The sequence below is a fragment of the Streptomyces sp. NPDC051636 genome (genome assembly GCF_044453765.1).
In the GTDB taxonomy this organism is placed as follows: Bacteria; Actinomycetota; Actinomycetes; order Streptomycetales; family Streptomycetaceae; genus Streptomyces.
Window position 1 is genome coordinate 571727 of record NZ_JBITDA010000001.1, and the last position, 23003, is coordinate 594729.

The window sequence follows — 23003 nt, forward strand, 5'->3', positions numbered from 1 at the left end:
GGCTGCCGGTGCACTGGGTGCCCACCGGCCGCTGTCGAGCCTACCCCTGTAAGTACGTGCGTTTTTTCGAGCCATTCCAGACTGCCGGGCATGTCGGTGATCCGCCTGCCGACTGGCCGGAACCGCATTCGGCACATGAATACGGAGCCGCTCGTCTGACTGCTCAAGCGAGCCTCGGTACGCCCGCCCGCTCCCCCCCGCCCAACACGAAGCCACCCCCGCGAATGTCCGGGTCTGGGCAACGTCTAAAGTGGCGTGGTACGCGCGAGCCTCAACCACCGGTTCACACGGAGGGGCTCGCTGGGATGTCTCTGTCAGGGGTGTGCGTGACGGCCGTCGAATCCCGTCCAGCGGGTGGGGGCACCTCCCACGCCTTGAAGGCTGTGGGGGAGCTCGGTGCGAGCGAGAGCCCGGTTCACCGGCCGTTCGGGGCCCGTGTCAAGGCGTTCGTGGCTCTGACCAAGCCGCGGATCATCGAGCTGCTGCTCATCACCACGGTTCCGGTGATGTTCCTGGCGCAGCGGGGTGTGCCGGACCTGACGCTGGTCCTGCTCACCTGCCTCGGCGGCTACCTCTCCGCCGGTGGCGCCAACGCGCTGAACATGTACATCGACCGGGACATCGACGCGCTGATGGACCGCACCTCGCAGCGTCCGCTCGTCACCGGGATGGTCAGCCCGCGCGAGTGCCTCGCCTTCGGCATCACGCTGGCGGTCGTCTCGACGCTGCTGTTCGGATTCACCGTCAACTGGCTGTCGGCCTGGCTGTCGCTCGGAGCGCTCCTCTTCTACGTCGTCGTCTACACGATGCTCCTCAAGCGGCGCACCTCGCAGAACATCGTCTGGGGCGGCATCGCCGGCTGCATGCCGGTGCTGATCGGCTGGTCCTCCGTCACGGACTCCGTGTCCTGGGCGCCGGTCGTCCTCTTCCTCGTGATGTTCTTCTGGACGCCGCCGCACTACTGGCCGCTGTCCATGAAGGTCAGGGAGGACTACGCGCGCGTCGGCGTGCCGATGCTGCCGGTCGTCGCCTCCAACAAGGTCGTCGCCAAGCAGATCGTGCTCTACAGCTGGGTCATGGTCGTCGTGTCGCTGCTGCTGACCCCGCTCGGCTACACGGGCTGGTTCTACACGGCGGTCGCCCTGCTGGCCGGCGGCTTCTGGCTGTGGGAGGCGCACGCCCTGCAGAACCGCGCCAAGGCCGAGGTGACGGGAGCGAAGCTGAAGGAGATGCGCCTTTTCCACTGGTCCATCACCTACGTGTCGATCCTGTTCGTGGCCGTGGCGGTGGACCCCTTCCTCCGTTAGGCCCCGCCCGTACCCGTTTGATCTACTCGTCGGTAGCATCCTGGCCATGGCAGACACGCAGCAGGTTGACCCGAAGGCCGAGCGCAAGGCCGCGCGCCTCGCCCGGCAGATCCACGCCTTCTCCAAGGCGCACGGCGGGGCCGAGGGCCAGGTGGCCCACATCGGCGAGCGCGGCGCCCGGATCGTGCTCGTCGGCGAGGACGGCGGCTGGGGCGACCTGGTGGCCCCCAGCCACGCCATCGCCGAGCAGGCGGTGCAGAAGGCCGGCATCACCGTCCACGAGACGTTCGACGGCGAGTTCGCGGCCAAGGTGAAGACGGGCCGGTACGAGTGGGCGCGGATGGCCGGAATCCAGGTGGGCGGGCCGAGCAACTCCTGAGCAACACCTGACACCCGGCTCACCCGTTAGGACCGTGGGAGGACGAGGTCCAGTCACGGGGAGTCCGGATGATCGAAACGCCGTCCCTGGTGGACCAGTACTGCCACGGCGTCCTGCGCGCGGAGCTGGGCCTCGGCACGTTCGAGGCCCAGTTGGCCCGCACCGAGGGGCCGCCCGCGCCCGGTACCACGCTCTTCGACACGCAGACCGGTTTCGCCGTGCGCCGCTGGTGTCCGCCGTTGCTCGGCCTGGAGCCGCACTGTCCTCCCGCCCGGTATCTCGCCCGGCGACGGGAACTGGGCGTGCTGGAGGTGGACCGCCGCCTGCTGCGCGGCAGTGGCATCACGACGTACCTGGTCGACACCGGCCTGCCGGGCGACCTGACCGGCCCCGCCGAGATGGCGTCGGCGAGCGGTGCCGAGGCCCGGGAGATCGTCCGCCTGGAACTGCTCGCGGAGCAGGTCGCCGACACCTCCGGCACGGTCGAGTCGTTTCTCGCCAACCTCGCCGAGTCGGTGCACGGCGCCGCCGCGCACGCCGTCGCGTTCACCTCGGTGGCGGGCCTGCGGCACGGGCTGGCGCTGGCGCCCGAGCCGCCCGGGCCGGGGGAGGTACGGGGCGCGGCGGGCCGCTGGCTGGCCGGGCGGCGCGTCGGCGGGCAGCTGAGCGACCCGGTGCTGCTGCGGCACCTGCTGTGGATCGCGGTCGCCTCGGGCCCGCCGCTCCAGCTGCACGCCGGGCTCGGCGAACCGGGCGCCCGCATCGACCGCACCGACCCGGTCCTGCTGACCGGTTTCGTACGGGCCACGGCGGGCCTCGGCACCGACCTGGTCCTGCTGCACGGCTACCCGTACCACCGCCACGCCGCCCACCTGGCCGGCGTCTTCCCGCACGTCTACGCCGACTCGGGCGCCGCCCTGGTCCGCACCGGCGCCCGCGCCGCGACGATCCTCGCCGAAGTCCTGGAGCTGGCGCCCTTCGGCAAGATCCTCTTCTCCAGCGGCGCCCACGGCCTGCCCGAGCTGCACGTCGTCGCGGCCCGCCTGTTCCGCGAGGCCCTCGGCCGGGTGCTGGGCACCTGGGTGACCGAGGGCGCGTGGTCCCTGGCGGACGCGCAGCGGGTGGCCGGAATGGTGGCGGAAGGGAACGCGCGCAGGGTTTACGGACTGGACTGAGCTGCGGAGACTGAGCGTATGCCGACCGGTGATCGGAAGCCGACCGACGTCCTGCTCGACCGCTTTCTCGGTGCCCTGACGGCTCGACCCCGTCGCCGTCTGGGCGCACGGCTCGTACGCCGGGGGCGACTACCAGGAGGGCCGCAGCGACCTGGACCTGATCACGGTCCTTCCTCCCGGGTCCGGTCACGCCGCGCACCGCAGGCAGGGCCGTCCTGTTGCACCGCCGCCTGCGCGCCGAGCCGCTCGCGGCCAGGCTGCACTGCAGCTATCTCACCCCGGCCACGCTGACCGACGCCGGGCGCTCGCACCTGACCTGGGCGCACGACCACGTGATGCGGCGACCGGTCACCCCCGTCACCCGGCGGGAGCTGCACGCCTTCGGACGGGTGCTGTACGGTCCGCCGCCGGCCGAGCTGCTCCCGCCCGTGCCGGACCGCGAGCTGGGTGACTTCGTCGTCCGTGACCAGCGGGACTTCTGGCGCCCCGCGGTGGCCAGGGCCCGACTGTGGCGTCAGGACGTCTGGGTGGACCTGGGGCTGCTGACCTTCGCCCGGGCGACCGCCACGCTGCGCCAGGGCCGGCTGATCTCGAAGCGGGAGGCCCTGGACCTGCTGCCCGCCCCAGGGGCGCCGGCGGAGGTGGTGGAGGACATCGGTCGACGGCGGTACGCGCGACCGGCGCCCCCCACCCGGGAGTGGACGGCGCGCAGGGGCGAGCTGACCAGGAGCTGTCTGGGCCCGGCGATCGACGGGCTCGTCGCTGCCCACGGGTGACTCATGCGCGTGTGCCGACCGTCGCCCCGGTCGCCGGACCCGGCACGTCCGCCACGGCCTCCGGGCGCTCGCGCAACGCCAGCAGCACGCGCAGCGCCCCGATCCACACCAGGCACGAGCCGAGCATGTGCAGGCCGACCAGGACCTCGGGCAGGTGCGTGAAGTACTGGACGTACCCGATGACGCCCTGCGCGAGCAGTATCACGAACAGCTCCCGCGTCCGGTCCAGCGGCCCCTTGGGCGCGTCCACCGCCTTCAGGACGAACCACAGGGCGAAGGTCAGCGTCACCACGATCCAGGCGAGCACGGCGTGCAGCTTGGCGACGGTCTCCCAGTCGATCGGGATGCGGTCGACCTCCTCGGAGTCGCCCGCGTGCGGACCCGCGCCGGTCACCACCGTGCCGACCGCGACGAGCAGCACGGACGCGGCGAGCAGGAACCACACCAGCTGCTGGACGGCCTTGCCGACCAGCGGCCGCGGCGCCCCGTCGCCCTCGCGGGTGCGCTGCCACATCACCGTGGCGACGGCGATGAGCGCCGAGGAGAGCAGGAAGTGGGCCGCGACCGTGTACGGGTTGAGGCCGACGAGGACCACGATGCCGCCGAGCACGGCGTTGCCCATGACGACCCAGAACTGCGCCCAGCCCAGGCGGGTCACGCTCCGGCGCCACGGCTTCTGCGCCCGCGCGGCGATGATCGCCCACCCGACGGCCGCGCACAGCACGTACGTCAGCATGCGGTTGCCGAACTCGATGGCGCCGTGGAAGCCCATCGCCCGGGTGGTGGTGAGCGAGTCGTCGGTGCAGGTGGGCCAGGTCGGGCAGCCCAGGCCCGAGCCGGTCAGCCGTACGGCACCGCCCGTGACCACGATGACCACCGACATGACGAGGGCGGCCAGCGCCGCCCGCCGGACCGTCCGGGGGCCGGGCGTCCAGCGTGCGGCGATGAAGGAGAGGGGGTTGCGCAGGGCCGCTTGGGCGTCGGCAGGGGTCAGCTTTGGCACGTACCCCATCGTAGGCCGCCGCTTGTGCACGCGTTCACGAGGGTCACTCCCAGCGGAACAGCCTTCCGGCCGCCGCCAGCCCCACGACCGCCCACCCGCCCAGGATCCCCAGGTCGCCCCATGGCATGCCGGCCCCGTGCTGGAGCACGTCCCGCAGCCCGTCGGACAGCGCCGAGACGGGCAGCAGCCCCAGCGCGTGCTGGACGCCGGAGGGGAACTTGTCGAGCGGGACGATGACCCCGCCGCCCACGAGCAGCAGCAGGAAGACCAGGTTCGCGGCGGCGAGCGTGGCCTCCGCCTTCAGCGTGCCCGCCATCAGCAGGCCGAGCCCGCAGAAGGCGGCCGTGCCGAGGATCAGCAGCAGCAGGACGGCGAGGGGGTTGCCGTGCGGCGACCAGCCCAGCGCGAAGGCGATCACCGTCAGCAGGATCACCTGGAGGACCTCCGTGACCAGCACGGACGCCGTCTTCGCGGTCATCAGGCCCCAGCGGGGCAGCGGGGAGGAGGCCAGCCGCTTCAGCACGCCGTAGCGCCGCTCGAAGCCCGTCGCGATGGCCTGCCCGGTGAACGCCGTCGACATCACGGCGAGCGCCAGGATGCCGGGGGTGAGGAAGTCGACCGCCTCACCCGCGCCGGTGTCCACGATGTCCACGGCGCTGAAGAGGACGAGCAGCAGCGTCGGGATCACGACCGTCAGCAGCAGCTGCTCGCCGTTGCGCAGCAGCATCTTCGTCTCCAGCGCCGCCTGGGCCGCGATCATGCGGGGGAGCGGGGCCGCCCCGGGCTTCGGGGTGTACGTACCGGTGGCGGTCACGAGCGCAGCTCCTTGCCGGTCAGCTCCAAGAAGACGTCTTCGAGGGTGTGCCGCTCCACCGAGATCCGGTCCGGCATCACCCCGTGCTGGGCGCACCACGAGGTCACCGTGGCGAGCAGCTGCGGATCGACCTTGCCCACGACCCGGTAGGAGCCCGGCGTCAGCTCGGCGGCCGTGCAGTCGGCCGGGAGCGCCTTCAGCAGGGACCCCACGTCGAGCCCGGGGCGGCCGGTGAACCGCAGCGTGTTCTCGGCGCCGCCGCGGCACAGCTCCTCGGGGGAGCCCTGGGCGACGACCCGGCCGGCGTCGATGATCGCGACGTCGTCCGCGAGCTGCTCGGCCTCTTCCATGTAGTGGGTCGTGAGGATCACGGAGACGCCGTCGGCGCGCAGGTCCCGTACGAGGTCCCAGGTGGCCCGGCGGGCCTGCGGGTCGAGCCCGGCCGTCGGCTCGTCCAGGAACACCAGTTCAGGGCGTCCGACCACGGCCATGGCCAGCGCGAGCCGCTGCTGCTGGCCGCCGGACAGCCGCCGGTACGAGGTCCGGCCGCAGGAGCCCAGCCCCAGCCGCTCGATCAGCGCGTCCACGTCCAGCGGATGCGCGTGCAGCCTGGCCACGTGGCGCAGCATCTCGTCCGCCCGCGCGCCGGAGTAGACACCGCCGGACTGCAGCATCACGCCGATCCGGGGGCGCAGCTCGGCGGACTCTCTGACCGGGTCGAGGCCCAGGACGCGCACCGTGCCGGAGTCCGGTCTCCGGTACCCCTCGCAGGTCTCGACCGTGGTCGTCTTGCCCGCCCCGTTGGGGCCGAGGACGGCGGTCACACCCGCCTGGGCCACCAGGTCGAGGCCGTCCACCGCGGTCTTCGTGCCGTACCGCTTCACCAGGGCCTGGACCTGGACCACGGGCTCGCTTCGCATGGGTCCAGAGTCTAGGTAGCCGGGCCGCGGCTCAGGCGGGCGGGTACGGGAACTCCTCCTCGCGGGGCCGGTGCAGCGCCAGCCACCGCTCGGCGTAGGCCACCGCGTCCGCCACCGGGAACAGCCGTGCGTCGGCCGCGCCCACCTTCCCCCGTACGACGGGACGGTCCCGCTCGAAGTCGTGACCCAGCTCGTCGAACCGGTCCGAGCTGATCGACACCTCGGTCACCGCCTCCCACCCCCCGCCGGGAGCCGGCCGGCCGACCCGGACGAGCGGCGCCGGGATGCGGTACTCGGCCAGATGGAAGCCGGTGCAGGTCTCGTACCCCGCGCCCAGCAGCAGCACCCGGGCGCCCCGCTCCTCCAGCCGGGCCAGCGGGCTGCGCTCGCCGAGCCGGCAGTCGGGGGCGTGACCCTCGACGATCTCCGCCGCGCGCGCTCCGAGGGCGGCGAAGGAGGTCTGCGGGTGGGCGCTGCGCAGGGCGCCCGGCCAGGTCCGTACGGTCTCCGGGATCACGCCGACCCCGCGCGAGGGCGTGATCAGCGGGTCGTACTCCGGCATGGTGGCCCGGATCCGCTCCCACCACTCCTCGGGCACCGGCGGACTGCCCCACACGGCCGGATCCGACAGGTCGCCGGACTGGGCGGGGACGACGAGCGTGCCTTCGGGGCCGAGGACGTCGAGCAGACCCTGGACGACGGCGACAGCGCCTCCGTTGACCCAGCCGAGTGAGCTCAATGAGGCGTGCACGAGGAGGATCTCGCCGGTCTCCACGCCGAGCAGGCGCAACTGGGCGGAGACCGTGTCGCGGGTGACAAGAGGGCCGGTCGGAGGGGGTATGGGCATGGTCCGGAAGTCTCTCGGACCACGCTCGGGCCCGCCACCCGTCTGATCGGTCAGAAGATCGTTTCCGCAGGTCGGATTAGGTGAACCTAAGTGACGCAGGGCACCGTCCACCGGCGCGGACGCGGCTTGCCTGCCTCTGAGGAATTACGCAACAATGGCGTTGTGAAAAACGTCGGCGAGGCTCGGGAGACCCCCACGGGGGCCCCTCAGGAGGAGCTCGCGACCGGGGAGCGGTCCACCCGCAACCGGGTCGCGCGGTCCATCCTGGACCACGGGCCGTCGACCGTCGCCGAGCTGGCCGGACGGCTGGGACTCACCCAGGCGGCCGTACGACGTCACCTGGACGCGCTCGTCGCCGACGACGTCGTCGAGCCGCGCGAGCAGCGGGTGTACGGCGCTCGGACGCGCGGCCGGCCCGCGAAGGTCTTCGCGCTCACCGACTGCGGCCGCGACGCCTTCGACCAGTCGTACGACAAGCTCGCCGCGGACGCGCTCCGCTGGATCGCCGAGCGCGAGGGCGGCCGGGAGGCGGTCGCCGCCTTCGCCCGGGCCCGGATCACCGCGCAGGCGAGCGCGTACCGCAAGGCGATCGAGAGTGTCACCCCCGACAAGCGCACCGAAGCGCTGGCCAAGGCCCTGAGCGCGGACGGGTACGCTGCTACGGCGCGCAGCGCACCGGTCGGCGAGCAGCTCTGCCAGCACCACTGCCCGGTCGCCCACGTCGCGGAGCAGTTCCCCCAGCTGTGCGAGGCGGAGACGGAGATCTTCGCCGAGCTGCTCGGAACGCACGTCCAGCGACTGGCGACCATCGCCCACGGCGACGGCGTCTGCACGACGTTCATCCCCAAGATTTCCACTGACGCAACCGACGCATCTGCAAGCACGGCCGGGAGGAACCCCGCATGACTCTCCCCACGGAGACTGCCCACCCCGAGCTCGAGGGCCTGGGCAATTACGAATACGGCTGGGCCGACTCCGACACGGCCGGCGCCTCTGCCAGGCGCGGTCTGAACGAGGAGGTCGTCCGCGACATCTCGGCGAAGAAGTCCGAGCCGGAGTGGATGACCAAGCTGCGCCTGAAGGGCCTGAGGCTCTTCGAGAAGAAGCCCATGCCGAACTGGGGCTCGGACCTGTCGGGCATCGACTTCGACAACATCAAGTACTTCGTGCGCTCCACGGAGAAGCAGGCGGAGTCCTGGGAGGACCTGCCCGAGGACATCAAGAACACGTACGACAAGCTCGGCATCCCCGAGGCGGAGAAGCAGCGCCTCGTCGCCGGTGTCGCGGCCCAGTACGAGTCGGAGGTCGTCTACCACCAGATCCGCGAGGACCTGGAGGAGCAGGGCGTCATCTTCCTCGACACCGACACCGCCCTGAAGGAGCACCCCGAGCTCTTCAAGGAGTACTTCGGCACGGTCATCCCGGTCGGTGACAACAAGTTCGCCTCGCTGAACACCGCCGTGTGGTCCGGCGGCTCCTTCATCTACGTCCCGCCGGGCGTCCACGTGGAGATCCCGCTCCAGGCCTACTTCCGCATCAACACGGAGAACATGGGCCAGTTCGAGCGGACCCTGATCATCGTCGACGAGGGTGCCTACGTGCACTACGTCGAGGGTTGTACGGCCCCGATCTACAAGTCGGACTCCCTGCACAGCGCGGTCGTCGAGATCATCGTCAAGAAGAACGCCCGCTGCCGTTACACGACCATCCAGAACTGGTCGAACAACGTCTACAACCTGGTCACCAAGCGCGCCGTGGCGTACGAGGGCGCGACCATGGAGTGGATCGACGGCAACATCGGCTCCAAGGTGACGATGAAGTACCCGGCCGTCTACCTGATGGGCGAGCACGCCAAGGGCGAGACCCTGTCCATCGCCTTCGCGGGCGAGGGCCAGCACCAGGACGCCGGCTCCAAGATGGTCCACATGGCGCCGAACACCTCCTCCAACATCGTCTCCAAGTCGGTGGCGCGCGGTGGCGGTCGTACGTCCTACCGCGGTCTCGTCGAGATCGGCGAGGGCGCCCACGGCTCGAAGTCCAACGTGCTGTGCGACGCGCTGCTCGTCGACACCATCTCCCGCTCCGACACGTACCCCTACGTGGACGTCCGGGAGGACGACGTGTCCATGGGCCACGAGGCGACCGTCTCCAAGGTCTCCGAGGACCAGCTCTTCTACCTGATGAGCCGCGGTCTGAGCGAGTTCGAGGCGATGGCGATGATCGTGCGCGGCTTCGTCGAGCCCATCGCCAAGGAGCTGCCCATGGAGTACGCCCTCGAGCTCAACCGGCTGATCGAGCTGCAGATGGAAGGCGCGGTCGGCTGAGGCCCGTCCTCCGGAAAACAGCTAGCGGAATTCTGACGTAGGAAAGAGAGCAGACCGACAGCCATGGCTGAGGCTCAGAACATCCCCGTGGGGTCCACCACCGCGGGCCAGATCGCGGTGGCCGCCGAGTCGACCGTCGCCACGCGCATGAGTGCGCCCCCGTCCTTCGACGTGGCGGACTTCCCGGTCCCCCACGGCCGTGAGGAGGAGTGGCGGTTCACGCCGCTGGAGCGGCTGCGCGGCCTGCACGACGGCACCGCGGTCGCGACCGGCGACGGCGTGAAGGTGGACGTCCAGGCCCCCGAGGGCGTGACCGTCGAGACCGTCGGCCGCGACGACGCGCGCCTCGGCAGGGCCGGCACCCCCGTGGACCGCGTCGCCGCCCAGGCGTACTCGGCGTTCGAGAAGGCCGGCGTGGTCACCGTCCCCAAGGAGACGGTGCTCACCGAGCCGATCCGCATCGCCGTGCACGGCGAGGGCGGGGTCGCCTACGGCCAGCAGGTCGTGGAGCTCGGAGCCTTCGCCGAGGCCGTCGTCGTCATCGACCACACCGGTGACGCCGTACTCGCCGCCAACGTCGACTACATCCTGGGCGACGGCGCCAAGCTGACCGTCGTCTCCGTCCAGGACTGGGACGACAAGGCCGTCCACGTCGGCCAGCACAACGCGCTGGTCGGCCGGGACGCCACCTTCAAGTCCTTCGTGGTCACCTTCGGCGGCGACCTCGTACGGCTGCACCCGCGCGTCGCCTACGCCGGCACCGGCGGCGAGGCCGAGCTGTTCGGTCTGTACTTCACCGACGCGGGCCAGCACCAGGAGCACCGCCTCCTCGTCGACCACAACACCCCGCACTGCAGGTCGAACGTGGCCTACAAGGGCGCGCTCCAGGGCGACAACGCCCACGCGGTGTGGATCGGCGACGTGCTCATCGAGGCCAAGGCCGAGGGCACGGACACCTACGAGATGAACCGCAACCTCGTCCTCACGGACGGCGCCCGGGTCGACTCGGTGCCGAACCTGGAGATCGAGACCGGCGAGATCGTCGGCGCCGGCCACGCCAGCGCCACCGGCCGCTTCGACGACGAGCAGCTCTTCTACCTCATGGCCCGCGGCATCCCCGAGCACGAGGCCCGCCGCCTCGTCGTCCGCGGCTTCTTCGCCGAACTGGTCCAGCAGATCGGCGTCGCGGACATCGAGGAGCGCCTCATCGCCAAGATCGACGAAGAGCTGGAGGCGTCGGTCGCATGAGCGACGCATTCGTACGCGTCTGCGGGCTGGGCGAGCTGGAGGAGGACACCCCGAAGCGGGTGGAACTCGACGGCACGCCGGTCTCGGTCGTGAAGACCGAGGGCGAGGTGTTCGCCATCAACGACGTCTGCTCCCACGCGAACGTCTCGCTCTCCGAGGGCGAGGTCGACGACTGCCACATCGAGTGCTGGCTGCACGGCTCGCGCTTCGACCTCCGCTCCGGCAAGCCCGACAGCCTGCCCGCGACGCGCCCCGTCCCCGTATACCCCGTAAAGATCGAAGGGGACGACGTTCTCGTCTCCCTCACCCAGGAGTCCTGAGGCACCCATGGCAACGCTTGAAATCCGAGACCTGCACGTCACCGTCGAGGCCGACAACGCCACGAAGGAGATCCTCAAGGGCGTCGACCTCACCGTGAAGCAGGGCGAGACGCACGCCATCATGGGCCCCAACGGCTCGGGCAAGTCGACCCTCGCCTACTCGCTCGCGGGTCACCCGAAGTACACGATCACCGGCGGCACCGTCACCCTCGACGGCGAGGACGTCCTGGAGATGAGCGTCGACGAGCGCGCCCGCGCGGGCCTGTTCCTGGCGATGCAGTACCCGGTCGAGGTCCCCGGCGTCTCGGTCTCCAACTTCCTGCGCACCTCCGCCACCGCCATCCGCGGCGAGGCCCCCAAGCTGCGCACCTGGGTGAAGGAGGTCAAGGAGGCCATGGAGCGCCTCAACATGGACCCGTCCTTCGCCGAGCGCAACGTCAACGAGGGCTTCTCCGGCGGTGAGAAGAAGCGCCACGAGATCCTCCAGCTCGAGCTGCTCAAGCCGAAGATCGCGATCCTGGACGAGACGGACTCCGGCCTGGACGTCGACGCGCTGCGGATCGTGTCGGAGGGCGTGAACCGCGTCCGCGGGACCGGCGAGGTCGGCACCCTGCTGATCACGCACTACACGCGCATCCTGCGCTACATCAAGCCCGACTATGTCCACGTCTTCTCCGCCGGCCGGATCGTGGAGTCCGGCGGCGCCGAGCTCGCCGACAAGCTGGAGGACGAGGGCTACGAGGCATACACGAAGGGTGGCGCATCCGCGTGACACAGCTGCCGGGCCTCCTCGACACCGAGGCGATCCGCAAGGACTTCCCCATCCTGGACCGGCAGGTCCACGACGGTAAGAAGCTCGTGTACCTGGACAACGCGGCGACCTCGCAGAAGCCGCGCCAGGTGCTGGACGCTCTCAGCGATTACTACGAGCGCTACAACGCCAACGTCCACCGCGGTGTGCATGTGCTCGCCGAGGAGGCCACGGCGCTGTACGAGGGCGCGCGCGACAAGGTCGCCGCGTTCATCAACGCGCCGAGCCGCGACGAGGTGATCTTCACCAAGAACGCCTCCGAGTCGCTCAACCTGGTGGCGAACATGCTCGGCTGGGCCGACGAGCCCTACCGGGTGGACCACGAGACCGAGATCGTCATCACGGAGATGGAGCACCACTCCAACATCGTGCCCTGGCAGCTGCTCGCGCAGCGTACGGGCGCGAAGCTGAAGTGGTTCGGCCTGACCGACGACGGCCGCCTGGACCTGTCCAACATCGACGAGATCATCACGGAGAAGACGAAGATCGTCTCCTTCGTGCTGGTGTCGAACATCCTGGGCACCGTGAACCCGGTCGAGGCGATAGTCCGCCGAGCCCAGGAGGTCGGCGCGCTGGTCTGCGTCGACGCCTCCCAGGCCGCGCCGCACATGCCGCTGGACGTGCAGGCCCTCCAGGCCGACTTCGTGGCCTTCACCGGCCACAAGATGTGCGGCCCGACCGGCATCGGCGTGCTGTGGGGACGCCAGGAGCTGCTGGAGGACCTGCCTCCGTTCCTCGGCGGCGGCGAGATGATCGAGACGGTGTCGATGCACTCCTCGACGTACGCCCCGGCGCCGCACAAGTTCGAGGCGGGCACCCCGCCGATCGCGCAGGCGGTCGGCCTCGGAGCGGCGATCGACTACCTGTCGTTGATCGGCATGGACAAGATCCTCGCCCACGAGCACGCGCTCACCGAGTACGCGGTGCGCAAGCTGGCGGAGGTCCCCGACCTCAGGATCATCGGCCCGACCACGGCCGAGGAGCGGGGCGCGGCGATCTCCTTCACCCTGGGCGACATCCATCCGCACGACGTGGGCCAGGTCCTCGACGAGCAGGGCATCGCGGTCCGCGTCGGCCACCACTGCGCGCGGCCCGTCTGCCTCCGCTACGGAATTCCCGCGACCACGCGAGCGTCGTTCTATCTGTACTCCACGCCGGCCGAGATCGACGCTCTGGTCGACGGCCTGGAGCACGTACGGAACTTCTTCGGCTGAAGGGCGTGCTGAAACCGTGAAGCTGGACTCGATGTACCAGGAAGTCATCCTGGATCACTACAAGAACCCGCACGGGCGGGGCTTGCGGGATGGCGACGCCGAGGTACACCACGTGAACCCGACGTGCGGCGACGAGATCACCCTCCGCGTGAAGTACGACGGCACGACGATCGAGGACGTCAGTTACGAGGGCCAGGGCTGCTCCATCAGCCAGGCCTCGGCCTCCGTGCTGAACGAACTGCTGGTCGGCAAGGATCTGGCAGAGGCGCGGAAGATCCAGGAGACCTTCCTGGAGCTGATGCAGTCCAAGGGCAAGATCGAGCCCGACGACGCGATGGAGGAGGTCCTGGAGGACGCGGTCGCGTTCGCCGGTGTCTCCAAGTACCCGGCGCGGGTGAAGTGCGCCCTCCTGAGCTGGATGGCGTGGAAGGACGCGACGGCCCAGGCCCTGGGCGGAGCCGACGCCGAAAGGAAGACGGCATGAGTGACACCGTGGAGATGAAGCCGGCCTCTGAGGAGGAACTCCGCGAGGCCCTGATGGACGTCGTCGACCCCGAGCTGGGCATCGACGTGGTCAACCTGGGGCTGATCTACGGCATCCACATCGACGACTCCAACATCGCGACCGTCGACATGACCCTGACCTCGGCGGCCTGCCCGCTGACCGACGTCATCGAGGACCAGGCCAAGTCCGCCACGGACGGCCTGGTCAGCGAGCTGCGCATCAACTGGGTCTGGATGCCGCCGTGGGGCCCCGACAAGATCACGGACGACGGACGCGAGCAGCTGCGTGCGCTCGGTTTCAACGTCTGAGCGTTCGATGCGTGAAGAGCGGCGAGGTCCGACCGGACCTCGCCGTTTCTTTTGCCGGTGCTCAGGCCGGCCCGTCCACCAGCAGGAACGCCGAGTCGGCTCGGTACAGGTCGCTGTCCTGGTACGGGTCCAGCTTCAGCTGGAGGTCCTGGTGGCGCAGGAAGCGGCCCGGGTAGTTGACCGACTCCAGCATGACCGCGCCGGAGAACGAGGACGCCCGGGGGCAGAAGGTGGCGTCCCGCCGGAACAGGGACGAGCCGTCGTTGCGCCGAGCACCGCGTCGCACAGCCGGCTCTCCGCCCCGGCCCGCCGCGACGACTGGCCCGGCACGGCTGCGAGCCGCGCGGCGCGGTCCGGCCCGACCCGGCCGAACGGCTCCGTTACCACCGCGTCGCCGCCCTGCGCCGCGAGGCCCGCGCCAAGCGGCGGACGCTCGACCGCCTGACCCGGCTGCGCGAGCCGGGCCCGGTGACCGAGCACAGGGCGACGGCTTCAGCAGGCTCGGCACCACCGGGATCCTGCCGGTCGCCGGGGGAGTGGTGGTGCTCGATCCGGGGGCGCACCGATGCCGCGGCGGTACGGCCCCGAGCGGCGGCAGCGGATCACCGTCGCGGCGCCCCCGGGTGGCCGGCAGGAAGGGCATCGCCGGGCTGAGCCACCGCCGGCGCCGGTCCTTGCGGGGGCGCCCTCGCAGCGCGGACCGGTATGTGCCGGCCCGGCACGTGAGACACGGTTCGCCCAAGCCGCCCCGGCCACGTTAGGTTGCCCTTATGACCGACACGAACGCTCCCCGCACCACCGGTGCCGTCGCCGCCGGCCTCGCCACGATCGCCGCCGACGGTACCGTCCTCGACACCTGGTTCCCCGCACCCGAGCTGGTGGCGGAACCCGGCCCCGCCGGCACCGAGCGGCTGTCCGCCGAGCAGGCCGCGGAGCTGCTCGGCGGTGGCGCGACCGCGGCGACCGGCCCGGACGCCCGCCGGGGCGTCGAGGTGATCGCGGTCCGCACGGTCATCGCCTCGCTCGACGACAAGCCGATCGACGCGCACGACGTCTACCTGCGCCTGCACCTGCTGTCGCACCGGCTGGTCAAGCCGCACGGCCAGAGCCTGGACGGCATGTTCGCCCACCTCGCGAACGTCGCCTGGACCTCGCTGGGCCCGGTCGCCGTGGACGACATCGAGAAGGTGCGGCTCAACGCCCGCGCCGAGGGCCTGCACCTCCAGGTGACCTCGATCGACAAGTTCCCGCGCATGACGGACTACGTCGCCCCCAAGGGCGTCCGCATCGCCGACGCCGACCGGGTCCGCCTCGGCGCCCACCTCGCCGAGGGCACCACGGTCATGCACGAGGGCTTCGTGAACTTCAACGCCGGCACCCTCGGCACCTCCATGGTCGAGGGCCGCATCTCCGCGGGCGTCGTGGTCGGCGACGGCTCCGACATCGGCGGCGGCGCCTCCACCATGGGCACCCTGTCCGGCGGCGGCAACGTGATCATCTCCATCGGCGAGCGCTGCCTGATCGGCGCCGAGGCGGGCGTCGGCATCGCCCTCGGCGACGAGTGCGTGGTCGAGGCCGGCCTGTACGTCACCGCGGGCACCCGCGTCACCATGCCCGACGGCCAGATCGTCAAGGCCCGCGAACTCTCCGGCGCCTCCAACATCCTCTTCCGCCGCAACTCGGTCACCGGCACGGTGGAGGCCCGCCCGAACAACGCGGTGTGGGGCGGGCTGAACGAGGTACTGCACAGCCACAACTGACGGCAGCGGCCCCGCAGCGCCCTTCCGCCCTGTGCGGGAGGGCGCTGCGTCATGTCGGCAGGGACGTCGCGAAGTCCGCCAGCACGGTGAAATCCTCCTCGCGCAGCCCGAGCCCCGGATCGACGTGGTGGAGCAGCGCGGGACCGCGGTGGTGGGCCGTCACGTATTCCGTGTCGGCCGGGCTCTGCTCGTCGTCCACCCAGGCGAAGGGGCGGTCGGCGGCGTGGTCGACGATGGCCTCCGTCTTCCAGTGGACGCCGTCGGGGCGCGTGGCGAACAGGCCCGCGCCGAAGTCGACGTACGGCAGTGCGGGCAGACCGACGACAGGGGCGATCCAGCGGTTGGCCGCGTCCATCCATGTGGTGGCCCAGTACAGGTCGTAGCCGAGGTCCAGGAGCGCCGGGCCGTGGGCCGGGTTCAGCCAGACCCGCAGGGCGCGGCCGGGGTGCAGGGCCACCCGGATCGTCGTGTAGCCCTCGGGGCGCCGCTCGGGCTTCGCCGCGTAGGGGTTGAGGGGGCCGTCGACGTCCAGGTACAGCAGGGGGCGGCTCACGGGGACAACGTACGGCACCGGGCGCCGTGGACCGGCGGAAGATTTCCTCCCGGCAGCACAGGCATAGCGGCAGGCGGCCGGCCGCGTCACAAGGGATACAGGGACCGGACACCGGGTCCGCCCGGGGGAAAGAGAAGGTGACGATGGATGCCGAAGCGCAGGAGAGCTTCCGTGAGTTCGTGGCGAACCGGTCGTCCGCGCTGCTGAGGACGGCCGTCCTGCTGACCGGCGGGGACCGGCACGCCGGCGAGGACCTGTTGCAGAACGCGCTGGTCAAGGCGGCGGGGCGGTGGCAGCGGATCGACGAGCCCGAGGCCTACGTACGGCAGATCCTGTACCGGCAGCAGATCAGCCGCTGGCGGCTGAAGTGGCGCCGGCGTGAACTCAGCGTCGCCGAACCGCCGGAGAGCGCTGCGGCCCCGGACGCCTCGAACGCCGCCGAGCTGCGTCTCGTGCTGCGCGCGGCCCTGTCCCGGCTCACCGCGCGGCAGCGCACGGTGCTGGTGCTGCGCTACTTCGAGGACCTGCCCGAGGCCGAGGTGGCCCGCCTGCTGGGCTGCTCCGTGGGCACCGTACGGTCCACCACCCACCGCTCCCTGGCCCGGCTGCGCGCCCTCGCGCCCGAGCTGGCCGCGCTCGGCCCCGCCGGGGCCGAGCAGCTGCCGTCCCGTGACTTCTCGCCCGTGGAGGTGCGTCCGTGAACGTCGAGGAACTCGTACGCGACTCCCTGCGCGAGATGGCGGGGGAGACGCAACCGCCGTCCGGCACCCTGGCCGACCGGGTGCTCGTGCTGCGCCGGCGCCGGCGGACCCGGACCGTCGCCTGCCTCGCCGCGTCCGCCGCGACGGTGGTCGCCGTGGCCGTGGGGGTGCCGCTGCTGGACAGCGGCGGCGGCCGTGACGTGCGGCCCGCGCACGTCACCGACGGCCGGGTCGTCGCCCACCCCGACCAGTCGCCGCCGCGCCGGCTGATCTCCGCCGGGGGCACGACACTGGCCGCCTACTACATCCAGAAGACCGTGGAGAAGTCGGCCGACGAGGCGGTCTCCGTCCGCACCTACTGGCTGCTCGACCACAAGACCGGAAAGTACGTGAAGACCACGAAGTGGTCCTACGTCGCCGTCGCTCCCGGCATGAAGACCGCCGCCGTACTGGAGCAGAACCTGCCCGCCTCGCGGATCGGCCTGCTCGACCTGACCACCGGCGAGGTCAAGCGGTGGATTCCGGTCGACCACGGCGTCGGGGGCCTCGCGTTCTCGCGGGACGGACGCAAGCTGGTCGCGACGACCTACGGCGAGAATCCCGACCGGCGGATCAAGATGGCGGGATCCGACGGCTGGGAGGCGCCGTCCACCTCGCCCCGCACCGGCTTCTACGTCCTCGACGTGGCCTCCGGCAACGGTTCCTGGAGCAAGGTCGACAGCAGCGGCTTCCTCAACGCCCGCCAGGACTTCGCCCTCAGCGACGACGGCCGGTTCGTCTGGGCCGGGAACCCCATGGGAGACATCGGCAAGCAGTTCTACGACCTCGAGGGTGCCGAGGTCCCCGTTCCGGCGAGCGAGAAGTACCTGGACTGGTTCGTCGACGCGGGGAAGTCGCCGAGCGGCAAGCTCGTCGCGGGTGACTTCGCGGGCAAGAAGTGGAAGACCTCCTCCTGGATCCTCGACGCCGCCACCGGCAAGAAGACCGAGGTGCGCGGGCAGCAGCTGCTCGCCTGGGTGGGTGAGAAGTCGCTCATCGCCTGGGACATCACGCCCGGCTCGAACGAGTTCCACAACCGGCTCGTGCTGGTCACCATCGGCAGCGACAAGGTCGTACCGCTGAGTGGTTTCCGCAAGGGCAACGACGGGGCCGCGGGACGCTGGCAGCCGGTCTTCGCCCAGCCCTGACCGGCGCGCGCCGATCAGCTGGCCGTGAACTCCTCGTAGGCCGCCAGCAGTCTGTCGACCGTCTCGCGGTCGGCGGGGCGCAGCGGGGCGCGGACCGGGCCCGCCGGCAGGCCCAGGGCGTTGAGCAGGCCCTTGGCGGTGACCGTGCCGGGCAGGCCGGACGCCATCATCAGCTCGATGAACGGCGTGGCGCGCTGCTGGAGGCGGGCGGACACGGGGGTGTCGCCCGCCTCGAACGCGTCGAGGACCGCCCGGAGCCCGGCCGGGACGACGTTGGCGACCGTGCTGACGTAGCCGGCCGCGCCCACCGCGTACAGCGCGAGGATGTGCTCGTCGCAGCCCGCGTAGTACGCCAGCCCGGTCCGCGCCAGCACCTTCTGGGTGCCGAGGAAGTCGTACGAGCAGTCCTTGACGGCCACGATCCGGGGGTGGTCGGCGAGCCGGATCATCGTCTCCGGAGCGATGCGGGTGCCGGTGCGGCCCGGGATGTCGTACAGCATCACCGGCAGGCCGCTCGCGTCGGCGACCTGACGGAAATGCGCCTCCACCGCGTCCTGCGGCGGCCTGCTGTAGTACGGCGTCACCACCAGCACCCCGTCCGCGCCGGCCTTCTCGGCCGCCCGGGCCAGCTCCACGGTGTGCAGGGTGTCGGAAGTGCCCACGCCCGCCACGATCGCCGCCCGGTCGCCCACCGCCTCCCGGACGGCCGAGACGAGCGCCGCCTTCTCGGCGTCGGTCGTGGTCGGTGACTCCCCGGTCGTGCCGCTCAGCACCACACCGTCGCAGCCTTCCGCCACCAGCCGCTCGGCCAGCCGCCCGGCGCCGTCCAGGTCGAGCGCGCCCGCCTCGGTGAAGGGCGTGATCATCGCGCAGAGCGTGCGGCCGAAGGGACGCGGGGAGGGGTGCGGGGTGGTCGTCATGGGAGTAGTCTCGGCGCGATGATGGTGAAGCTCTACTTAATTCTTCTATCAGGTATTGGTAAGCGTTGCTTCACCGTCCATCGGTGCGCGCCACGCCCTGTGTCCAACTCGGCCCTTCATGGGTCACTATGGCCAGACGGTCACCGACGCAGGTCATGGGAGGCGCCATGAAGCTCGGCAAGGCACTGGCCACCGGAGTCGCCGAGGAACGGCCACTCGTGCACGAGGAAGAACGCGACGTCCCCGAGGAGATCCGCGAACCGCAGGCCTCCGCGCCCGAAGAGGTCCCGGCCGCGCGATGAGGCTGCGGCTCCCCACGGAACGCCCGACGGAGCCGCCGACCGGATACAAGATCGCCCACCCGGTGCTGTCCCAGGACGGCACCCGGGCCGGGTTCACCGGTGTGTCGCTCGGCGGCGCGCTGCCGTACGCGGTCGTGGACGACGCGTCCTGCGTCTACGGCCGCCGGCACCGCCCGCCCGCGCGGCTGTGCGACTGCGGCTTCCACTGCGTGCACGACCGCACGACCGCCGAGGCGCTGCTGTGCACCACCGAGCACCGGGCGGCGGTCCTGCTGGAGGTCTCCGTCCTCGGCGCCTACATCCGCTTCGAGCGCGGCTTCCGCTACGCCCGGCAGCGGGTACGCACGGCCACCGTGGGCCCCTGCGCCTGCGGCGCGCCCCCGGCGGCGCTCGCCGACGCGGGCTGGGGCAGGTCCGGTTGGCACGCCCTGGCCGCCTCCTGCCCGCTGTGCCTGCGCGGCCGTACGTCCCTCTCGCTCGCCTCCTTCGCCCGGCTGGCCGGGGACGGGCTGCGGGTGGTGGCGGGCGGCGCCGGCCCGGCACCGGGCGACGGCCCGGCGGGGCCCGGGGAACTCGGCGTGCCCGAACTGGTCGCGGAGGCGGCCCTGTTGCAGGCCCGCCTCGACTGGTTCCAGAGCCAGCTGGCCCGGCTCGGTGAGCGCGGGGCGGGGGGAGGAGGGCAGGACCGGCGCCCGCCCGCACAGGGCTGACCGCGCCCCCTCGACGGTCTGACCGCCCCCTTTAACGGTCACCGGCCGGGGTACCCGGATGTCCCGGACCGAGAGGAGGCGGAACACCGTGACCGGGACCACGCACGTGCGGCCCACGACCGACGAGCACTCTTCGGTGGGCGAACTCGTCGGCCGGGCCACCGAACAGCTCTCCCAGCTCGCGCGGCAGGAAGTGGCCCTCGCCAAGGAGGAGTTGGCCGAGAAGGGGCGGCGGGCCGGGCGCGGCGGCGGACTGCTGGGCGCGGCGGGCGCCGTCGCCTACGCCGGCCTGCTGGGCCTGGCGGCCACGGCCGTCGCCGCCCTCTCGCTGACGCTGCCCGTGTGGGCCGCGGCGCTCATCGTCACGGCGGTGCTCTTCGCCGTCGCCGGCCTGCTCGCCGCGACCGGCCGCGCCCAGCTGCGGCGCGCCGCACCGCCCACGCCCGAGGAGACGCTCGGCAGCGTCAAGGCAGACGTCGACGAGATCAGGGAAAGGGCGCACCGATGACGAACAGGAGCGGACCCGGCGGGGCCGGCGCCAAGGGCCCCGACGAACTTCGGCAGCAGATCCAGCGCACCAGGAGCCAGCTCGGCAGCACGGTCGAGGAGTTGGCGGCCAGGGTGGACGTGAAGGGGCGTGCCCTGGCCCGGGCCGCCGACCTCAGGGACAAGGCGGGCGCGATGACCGTGCAGCTGCGCAGCAGCGCCGCGCAGGCCGGTCACACCGTCCAGGAACGGGCGGCCAGGGCCGGTCACACCGTGCAGGAGCGGGCGGCCAGGGCCGGTCACACCGTGCAGGAGCGGGCGGGCCGGGCCGGACACGCCGTCCAGGACTCGGCCGGCCACGCCGGGCACGCCGTCGAGCGGCGCGTTCCGCGCCCGGCGCGCACCTTCGTCAAGGCGGGGACGCGGCACCCGGTGCCGACGCTGGTCGTCGGCGCGGCGGGCGCGGCACTCGTCGTGGCAGGCATCTGGTGGCGCCAGCGCCACGCCCGCCGCTGAACGGGCGCGACGACCGGGAGGGATCGCGGGATCCTCACCTGAGCCCGCGACCCCTTTTCTCCGTTCGGCCCGCGGGTGCTACGGGCGGAACCGCAGGACCTGCGGGTCGTGGTCGCTGATCTGGTCGTTGAACTCCGAGTTGATGTGCACGCTGTCGTAGTCGAAGTCGCAGCCGCGCCGGATCGAGGGGCTGACCAGGATCTGGTCCAGGACCTGCTCGTTGCCCTGGTAGTCGTAGGTGTAGCGCTCGCTCTTCGGCAGCGACAGAATCGCCGACCACAGCTCGCCGTCACCCTCGAGGATCTTGGTGGTGCCGGAGAACTCGAAGTCGTTCATGTCGCCGAGCGCGATGACGTCCGCGTTCTTCTGGACCGACAGGATGTCCTTGACGAAGGCGTTCACCGCCGTGGCCTGCGCGTGCCGCTGGACCTCCGAGCTGCGCACCGGCGGCTGGTACTGCGAGGTCAGGCCCTGGTCGCCGCCCTTGGAGTTGAGGTGGTTGGCGATCACGAACACCGTTTTGCCGCGGAAGACGAACTCCCCGGCCAGCGGCTTGCGGCTTGAGGTCCAGGCCGCGTTGGCGGGGTCGATCCGGCCCGGCGAGGCCGTCAGCCGCGCCTTGCCGTGCTCCTTGGTGACGCCGACCGCGGTGGTGGAGTCGCCGCCCGCGCGGTCGGTGAAGGACACCCGCTCGGGGTTGAAGAGGAACACCTGGCGGATGTTGCCGCCGGGCTCGCCGCCGTCCCGGTCGTTGACCGGGTCGATCGAGCGCCACCCGTACTTCGGGCCGCCGGCCGCCACGATCGCGTCGATCAGCTTGTTCACGGTCACGCTCGCGTCCACCGTGCCGTCGTCCGTGGCGCCGTTGTCGTCCTGGATCTCCTCCAGGGACACGATGTCCGGCGACTGGAGGTTGTTCACGATCGCGGAGGCGTGCTCCTCGAAGGTGGCGTCGGACGGGTCGAGGTTCTCGACGTTGTAGGTGGCCACCGCCAGCTCGCCGCGGGACTGCTTGCGGGTGGTCTCCCGCTCCAGGCCCGCGCTCTTCAGGGTGCCGAGCCGGCCGGCGACCAGGGTGTAGCCGCCGTACTGGTTGAAGTCCAGCGGGCCGGTGGTGGTGCCGGTCAGCGTGTCGCCGACGTTCGCCTTCGGGAAGTCGGCGGTCGGGCCGAGCGACTGGATCTGCAGGCGGCCGGTGTTCTGGGAGTCGTAGGAGCCGTAGACCGTGCCGCCGCGGCGGCTGCGGTGCTCGTGCGGCTTCACCGTGACCCACAGCTCGCTGTAGGGGTCGGTCGCGGTGACCACGCGGGCGTCGGCGACCTGGACGTTCATGCCCTCCAGGGACTCGTAGTAGTCCAGGGCGTACTTCGACGGGTCCAGGGCCAGTCCGTTGACGGAGCCGCTCGCGGCGGTGTCGCCGGCCGGGGTGTACTCGGCCGGTACCGACTCGGCGTCGATCACCGTGGCGGCCGGGACGGTGTTGCCGCTGGACAGGACCGTGACCGCCGGCTTGGTGATCTCGGTCAGCGACTGGTTGCCGGTCGAGGCGCCGCCGGGCACGTACTCCGAGACCGTGCCGGTGACCGTGACCGAGTCGCCGACGGCGACCTTCGGGGTGGAGCTGGTGAAGACGAACACGCCCTCGCTGGTCGCCGGGTTGTCGTCCGGGACCGCGTCCTGGATCCAGAAGCCCCGGGACGAGCCGTAGGTGCGGGTGGCCGTGACGACGCCGGGCACGTCCGTCACCTTCTGGCCGGCGTACGGCGATATTCGGGTGGTGCCCTGGATGCCGTGGATGCGCACGGAGTCCGCGTGTGCGGGCGAGGTGAGGGCGATGGTGGACGCCGCGCTGCAGACGGCGGCGACGGTGAGCGCGGCGAGGCGCGCGGAAGACCTGCTCGGCAAGGGATCCCTCCG

General features: G+C 71.3%; 26 protein-coding genes and 1 pseudogene. 19 read left to right on the top strand and 8 right to left on the bottom strand.

Annotated elements, in window-relative coordinates; all coding sequences use genetic code 11:
* The first annotated feature begins 320 nt into the window (after positions 1 to 320).
* The 4 genes and pseudogenes from ACIBBH_RS02675 to ACIBBH_RS02690 all read left to right on the top strand — a co-directional run bounded on the left by ACIBBH_RS02675 (position 321) and on the right by ACIBBH_RS02690 (position 3637).
* Positions 321 to 1307 carry a heme o synthase gene (locus ACIBBH_RS02675; protein ID WP_399401483.1) on the top strand — a complete coding sequence of 329 codons (987 nt, stop codon included), beginning with the start codon at positions 321 to 323 and terminating at the stop codon, positions 1305 to 1307.
* A gap of 46 nt (positions 1308 to 1353) precedes the next feature.
* The gene (locus ACIBBH_RS02680; RefSeq protein ID WP_399401168.1) at positions 1354 to 1686 is read left to right on the top strand and encodes a hypothetical protein; all 333 of its coding nucleotides are present in this window, start codon (positions 1354 to 1356) and stop codon (positions 1684 to 1686) included.
* A 68-nt stretch (positions 1687 to 1754) separates the two neighbouring features.
* Positions 1755 to 2861, top strand: coding sequence for an amidohydrolase family protein (locus tag ACIBBH_RS02685; RefSeq protein ID WP_399401170.1), 1107 nt, complete (start codon positions 1755 to 1757; stop codon positions 2859 to 2861).
* 18 nt (positions 2862 to 2879) lie between these two features.
* Positions 2880 to 3637: pseudogene (locus tag ACIBBH_RS02690) on the top strand (nucleotidyltransferase domain-containing protein).
* A gap of 1 nt (position 3638) precedes the next feature.
* On the opposite strand, the gene ACIBBH_RS02695 reads toward ACIBBH_RS02690, so the two are convergent.
* The 4 genes from ACIBBH_RS02695 to ACIBBH_RS02710 are packed head-to-tail and all read right to left on the bottom strand — an operon-like array spanning position 3639 to position 7221.
* Positions 3639 to 4649 carry a heme A synthase gene (locus tag ACIBBH_RS02695; RefSeq protein WP_399401172.1) on the bottom strand — a complete coding sequence of 337 codons (1011 nt, stop codon included), beginning with the start codon at positions 4647 to 4649 and terminating at the stop codon, positions 3639 to 3641.
* Between the two features lie 34 nt (positions 4650 to 4683).
* Entirely contained in the window at positions 4684 to 5400 is a 717-nt protein-coding gene (locus ACIBBH_RS02700) for an ABC transporter permease (protein ID WP_399401485.1), read from the bottom strand.
* A 50-nt stretch (positions 5401 to 5450) separates the two neighbouring features.
* Positions 5451 to 6374, bottom strand: a complete 924-nt coding sequence (locus ACIBBH_RS02705; RefSeq protein WP_399401174.1) for an ABC transporter ATP-binding protein — start codon at positions 6372 to 6374, stop codon at positions 5451 to 5453.
* A 31-nt stretch (positions 6375 to 6405) separates the two neighbouring features.
* A complete protein-coding gene (locus ACIBBH_RS02710) occupies positions 6406 to 7221 on the bottom strand; it encodes an aminoglycoside N(3)-acetyltransferase (RefSeq protein WP_399401176.1) in 816 nt (271 codons plus the stop codon).
* Between the two features lie 162 nt (positions 7222 to 7383).
* Here ACIBBH_RS02710 and ACIBBH_RS02715 point away from each other — a divergent pair, with 162 nt between their 5' ends.
* The 8 genes from ACIBBH_RS02715 to ACIBBH_RS02750 all read left to right on the top strand — a co-directional run bounded on the left by ACIBBH_RS02715 (position 7384) and on the right by ACIBBH_RS02750 (position 13951).
* Positions 7384 to 8127, top strand: coding sequence for a helix-turn-helix transcriptional regulator (locus ACIBBH_RS02715; RefSeq protein WP_399401178.1), 744 nt, complete (start codon positions 7384 to 7386; stop codon positions 8125 to 8127).
* A complete protein-coding gene (sufB, locus tag ACIBBH_RS02720; RefSeq protein ID WP_399401180.1) occupies positions 8124 to 9545 on the top strand; it encodes a Fe-S cluster assembly protein SufB in 1422 nt (473 codons plus the stop codon). Before ACIBBH_RS02715 ends, sufB begins: the two co-directional genes overlap by 4 nt.
* A gap of 63 nt (positions 9546 to 9608) precedes the next feature.
* Positions 9609 to 10793, top strand: coding sequence for a Fe-S cluster assembly protein SufD (sufD, locus tag ACIBBH_RS02725; RefSeq protein ID WP_399401182.1), 1185 nt, complete (start codon positions 9609 to 9611; stop codon positions 10791 to 10793).
* On the top strand, positions 10790 to 11113 hold the full coding sequence (locus ACIBBH_RS02730) for a non-heme iron oxygenase ferredoxin subunit (protein WP_399401184.1): 324 nt from the start codon (positions 10790 to 10792) through the stop codon (positions 11111 to 11113). The genes sufD and ACIBBH_RS02730 overlap by 4 nt, the downstream gene beginning before the upstream one ends.
* A 7-nt stretch (positions 11114 to 11120) precedes the next feature.
* A complete protein-coding gene (gene sufC, locus ACIBBH_RS02735) occupies positions 11121 to 11885 on the top strand; it encodes a Fe-S cluster assembly ATPase SufC (RefSeq protein ID WP_399401186.1) in 765 nt (254 codons plus the stop codon).
* Complete coding sequence (locus ACIBBH_RS02740; RefSeq protein WP_399401188.1) at positions 11882 to 13138, top strand: cysteine desulfurase; 1257 nt, start codon at positions 11882 to 11884, stop codon at positions 13136 to 13138. Before sufC ends, ACIBBH_RS02740 begins: the two co-directional genes overlap by 4 nt.
* Before the next feature lie 16 nt (positions 13139 to 13154).
* Positions 13155 to 13622, top strand: coding sequence for a Fe-S cluster assembly sulfur transfer protein SufU (sufU, locus tag ACIBBH_RS02745; RefSeq protein WP_399401190.1), 468 nt, complete (start codon positions 13155 to 13157; stop codon positions 13620 to 13622).
* On the top strand, positions 13619 to 13951 hold the full coding sequence (locus tag ACIBBH_RS02750; RefSeq protein ID WP_399401192.1) for a metal-sulfur cluster assembly factor: 333 nt from the start codon (positions 13619 to 13621) through the stop codon (positions 13949 to 13951). Before sufU ends, ACIBBH_RS02750 begins: the two co-directional genes overlap by 4 nt.
* Positions 13952 to 14012: 61 nt before the next feature.
* On the opposite strand, the gene ACIBBH_RS02755 is transcribed toward ACIBBH_RS02750, so the two are convergent.
* The gene (locus ACIBBH_RS02755) at positions 14013 to 14237 is read right to left on the bottom strand and encodes an AbfB domain-containing protein (protein WP_399401194.1); all 225 of its coding nucleotides are present in this window, start codon (positions 14235 to 14237) and stop codon (positions 14013 to 14015) included.
* Between the two features lie 484 nt (positions 14238 to 14721).
* On the opposite strand from ACIBBH_RS02755, the gene dapD reads away from it, so the two are divergent.
* A complete protein-coding gene (gene dapD / locus ACIBBH_RS02760) occupies positions 14722 to 15711 on the top strand; it encodes a 2,3,4,5-tetrahydropyridine-2,6-dicarboxylate N-succinyltransferase (protein WP_399401196.1) in 990 nt (329 codons plus the stop codon).
* 49 nt (positions 15712 to 15760) lie between these two features.
* Here dapD and ACIBBH_RS02765 read toward each other — a convergent pair whose 3' ends face one another.
* The gene (locus ACIBBH_RS02765) at positions 15761 to 16264 is read right to left on the bottom strand and encodes a hypothetical protein (protein WP_399401198.1); all 504 of its coding nucleotides are present in this window, start codon (positions 16262 to 16264) and stop codon (positions 15761 to 15763) included.
* A gap of 143 nt (positions 16265 to 16407) precedes the next feature.
* Between ACIBBH_RS02765 and ACIBBH_RS02770 the strand changes: the two genes are divergently transcribed.
* Complete coding sequence (locus ACIBBH_RS02770) at positions 16408 to 16965, top strand: SigE family RNA polymerase sigma factor (protein WP_399401200.1); 558 nt, start codon at positions 16408 to 16410, stop codon at positions 16963 to 16965.
* Entirely contained in the window at positions 16962 to 18152 is a 1191-nt protein-coding gene (locus tag ACIBBH_RS02775; protein WP_399401201.1) for a YncE family protein, read from the top strand. Before ACIBBH_RS02770 ends, ACIBBH_RS02775 begins: the two co-directional genes overlap by 4 nt.
* Before the next feature lie 14 nt (positions 18153 to 18166).
* On the opposite strand, the gene dapA is transcribed toward ACIBBH_RS02775, so the two are convergent.
* Positions 18167 to 19072 carry a 4-hydroxy-tetrahydrodipicolinate synthase gene (dapA, locus tag ACIBBH_RS02780; RefSeq protein ID WP_399401203.1) on the bottom strand — a complete coding sequence of 302 codons (906 nt, stop codon included), beginning with the start codon at positions 19070 to 19072 and terminating at the stop codon, positions 18167 to 18169.
* Between the two features lie 167 nt (positions 19073 to 19239).
* Between dapA and ACIBBH_RS02785 the strand changes: the two genes are divergently transcribed.
* From ACIBBH_RS02785 to ACIBBH_RS02800, 4 genes are all read left to right on the top strand, one after another.
* On the top strand, positions 19240 to 19374 hold the full coding sequence (locus ACIBBH_RS02785; protein WP_399401205.1) for a hypothetical protein: 135 nt from the start codon (positions 19240 to 19242) through the stop codon (positions 19372 to 19374).
* Positions 19371 to 20084, top strand: coding sequence for a hypothetical protein (locus ACIBBH_RS02790; protein ID WP_399401207.1), 714 nt, complete (start codon positions 19371 to 19373; stop codon positions 20082 to 20084). Before ACIBBH_RS02785 ends, ACIBBH_RS02790 begins: the two co-directional genes overlap by 4 nt.
* A gap of 88 nt (positions 20085 to 20172) precedes the next feature.
* On the top strand, positions 20173 to 20592 hold the full coding sequence (locus tag ACIBBH_RS02795; protein WP_399401209.1) for a phage holin family protein: 420 nt from the start codon (positions 20173 to 20175) through the stop codon (positions 20590 to 20592).
* Positions 20589 to 21086, top strand: coding sequence for a DUF3618 domain-containing protein (locus ACIBBH_RS02800; RefSeq protein WP_399401211.1), 498 nt, complete (start codon positions 20589 to 20591; stop codon positions 21084 to 21086). Before ACIBBH_RS02795 ends, ACIBBH_RS02800 begins: the two co-directional genes overlap by 4 nt.
* A 78-nt stretch (positions 21087 to 21164) precedes the next feature.
* On the opposite strand, the gene ACIBBH_RS02805 is transcribed toward ACIBBH_RS02800, so the two are convergent.
* Positions 21165 to 22991, bottom strand: coding sequence for an endonuclease/exonuclease/phosphatase family protein (locus ACIBBH_RS02805; RefSeq protein WP_399401213.1), 1827 nt, complete (start codon positions 22989 to 22991; stop codon positions 21165 to 21167).
* Positions 22992 to 23003 lie beyond the last annotated feature (12 nt).

What these genes read in the sequence shown, in the direction of transcription:
- ACIBBH_RS02680 (WP_399401168.1), top strand. Translation starts at nt 1,354, where the DNA reads ATGGCAGACACGCAGCAGGTTGACCCGAAGGCCGAGCGCAAGGCCGCG.
- ACIBBH_RS02685 (WP_399401170.1), top strand. Translation starts at nt 1,755, where the DNA reads ATGATCGAAACGCCGTCCCTGGTGGACCAGTACTGCCACGGCGTCCTG.
- ACIBBH_RS02695 (WP_399401172.1), bottom strand. Translation starts at nt 4,649, where the DNA reads ATGGGGTACGTGCCAAAGCTGACCCCTGCCGACGCCCAAGCGGCCCTG.
- ACIBBH_RS02700 (WP_399401485.1), bottom strand. Translation starts at nt 5,400, where the DNA reads ATGATCGCGGCCCAGGCGGCGCTGGAGACGAAGATGCTGCTGCGCAAC.
- ACIBBH_RS02705 (WP_399401174.1), bottom strand. Translation starts at nt 6,374, where the DNA reads ATGCGAAGCGAGCCCGTGGTCCAGGTCCAGGCCCTGGTGAAGCGGTAC.
- ACIBBH_RS02710 (WP_399401176.1), bottom strand. Translation starts at nt 7,221, where the DNA reads ATGCCCATACCCCCTCCGACCGGCCCTCTTGTCACCCGCGACACGGTC.
- sufB (WP_399401180.1), top strand. Translation starts at nt 8,124, where the DNA reads ATGACTCTCCCCACGGAGACTGCCCACCCCGAGCTCGAGGGCCTGGGC.
- sufD (WP_399401182.1), top strand. Translation starts at nt 9,609, where the DNA reads ATGGCTGAGGCTCAGAACATCCCCGTGGGGTCCACCACCGCGGGCCAG.
- ACIBBH_RS02730 (WP_399401184.1), top strand. Translation starts at nt 10,790, where the DNA reads ATGAGCGACGCATTCGTACGCGTCTGCGGGCTGGGCGAGCTGGAGGAG.
- sufC (WP_399401186.1), top strand. Translation starts at nt 11,121, where the DNA reads ATGGCAACGCTTGAAATCCGAGACCTGCACGTCACCGTCGAGGCCGAC.
- ACIBBH_RS02750 (WP_399401192.1), top strand. Translation starts at nt 13,619, where the DNA reads ATGAGTGACACCGTGGAGATGAAGCCGGCCTCTGAGGAGGAACTCCGC.
- dapD (WP_399401196.1), top strand. Translation starts at nt 14,722, where the DNA reads ATGACCGACACGAACGCTCCCCGCACCACCGGTGCCGTCGCCGCCGGC.
- ACIBBH_RS02770 (WP_399401200.1), top strand. Translation starts at nt 16,408, where the DNA reads ATGGATGCCGAAGCGCAGGAGAGCTTCCGTGAGTTCGTGGCGAACCGG.
- dapA (WP_399401203.1), bottom strand. Translation starts at nt 19,072, where the DNA reads ATGACGACCACCCCGCACCCCTCCCCGCGTCCCTTCGGCCGCACGCTC.
- ACIBBH_RS02785 (WP_399401205.1), top strand. Translation starts at nt 19,240, where the DNA reads ATGAAGCTCGGCAAGGCACTGGCCACCGGAGTCGCCGAGGAACGGCCA.
- ACIBBH_RS02790 (WP_399401207.1), top strand. Translation starts at nt 19,371, where the DNA reads ATGAGGCTGCGGCTCCCCACGGAACGCCCGACGGAGCCGCCGACCGGA.
- ACIBBH_RS02800 (WP_399401211.1), top strand. Translation starts at nt 20,589, where the DNA reads ATGACGAACAGGAGCGGACCCGGCGGGGCCGGCGCCAAGGGCCCCGAC.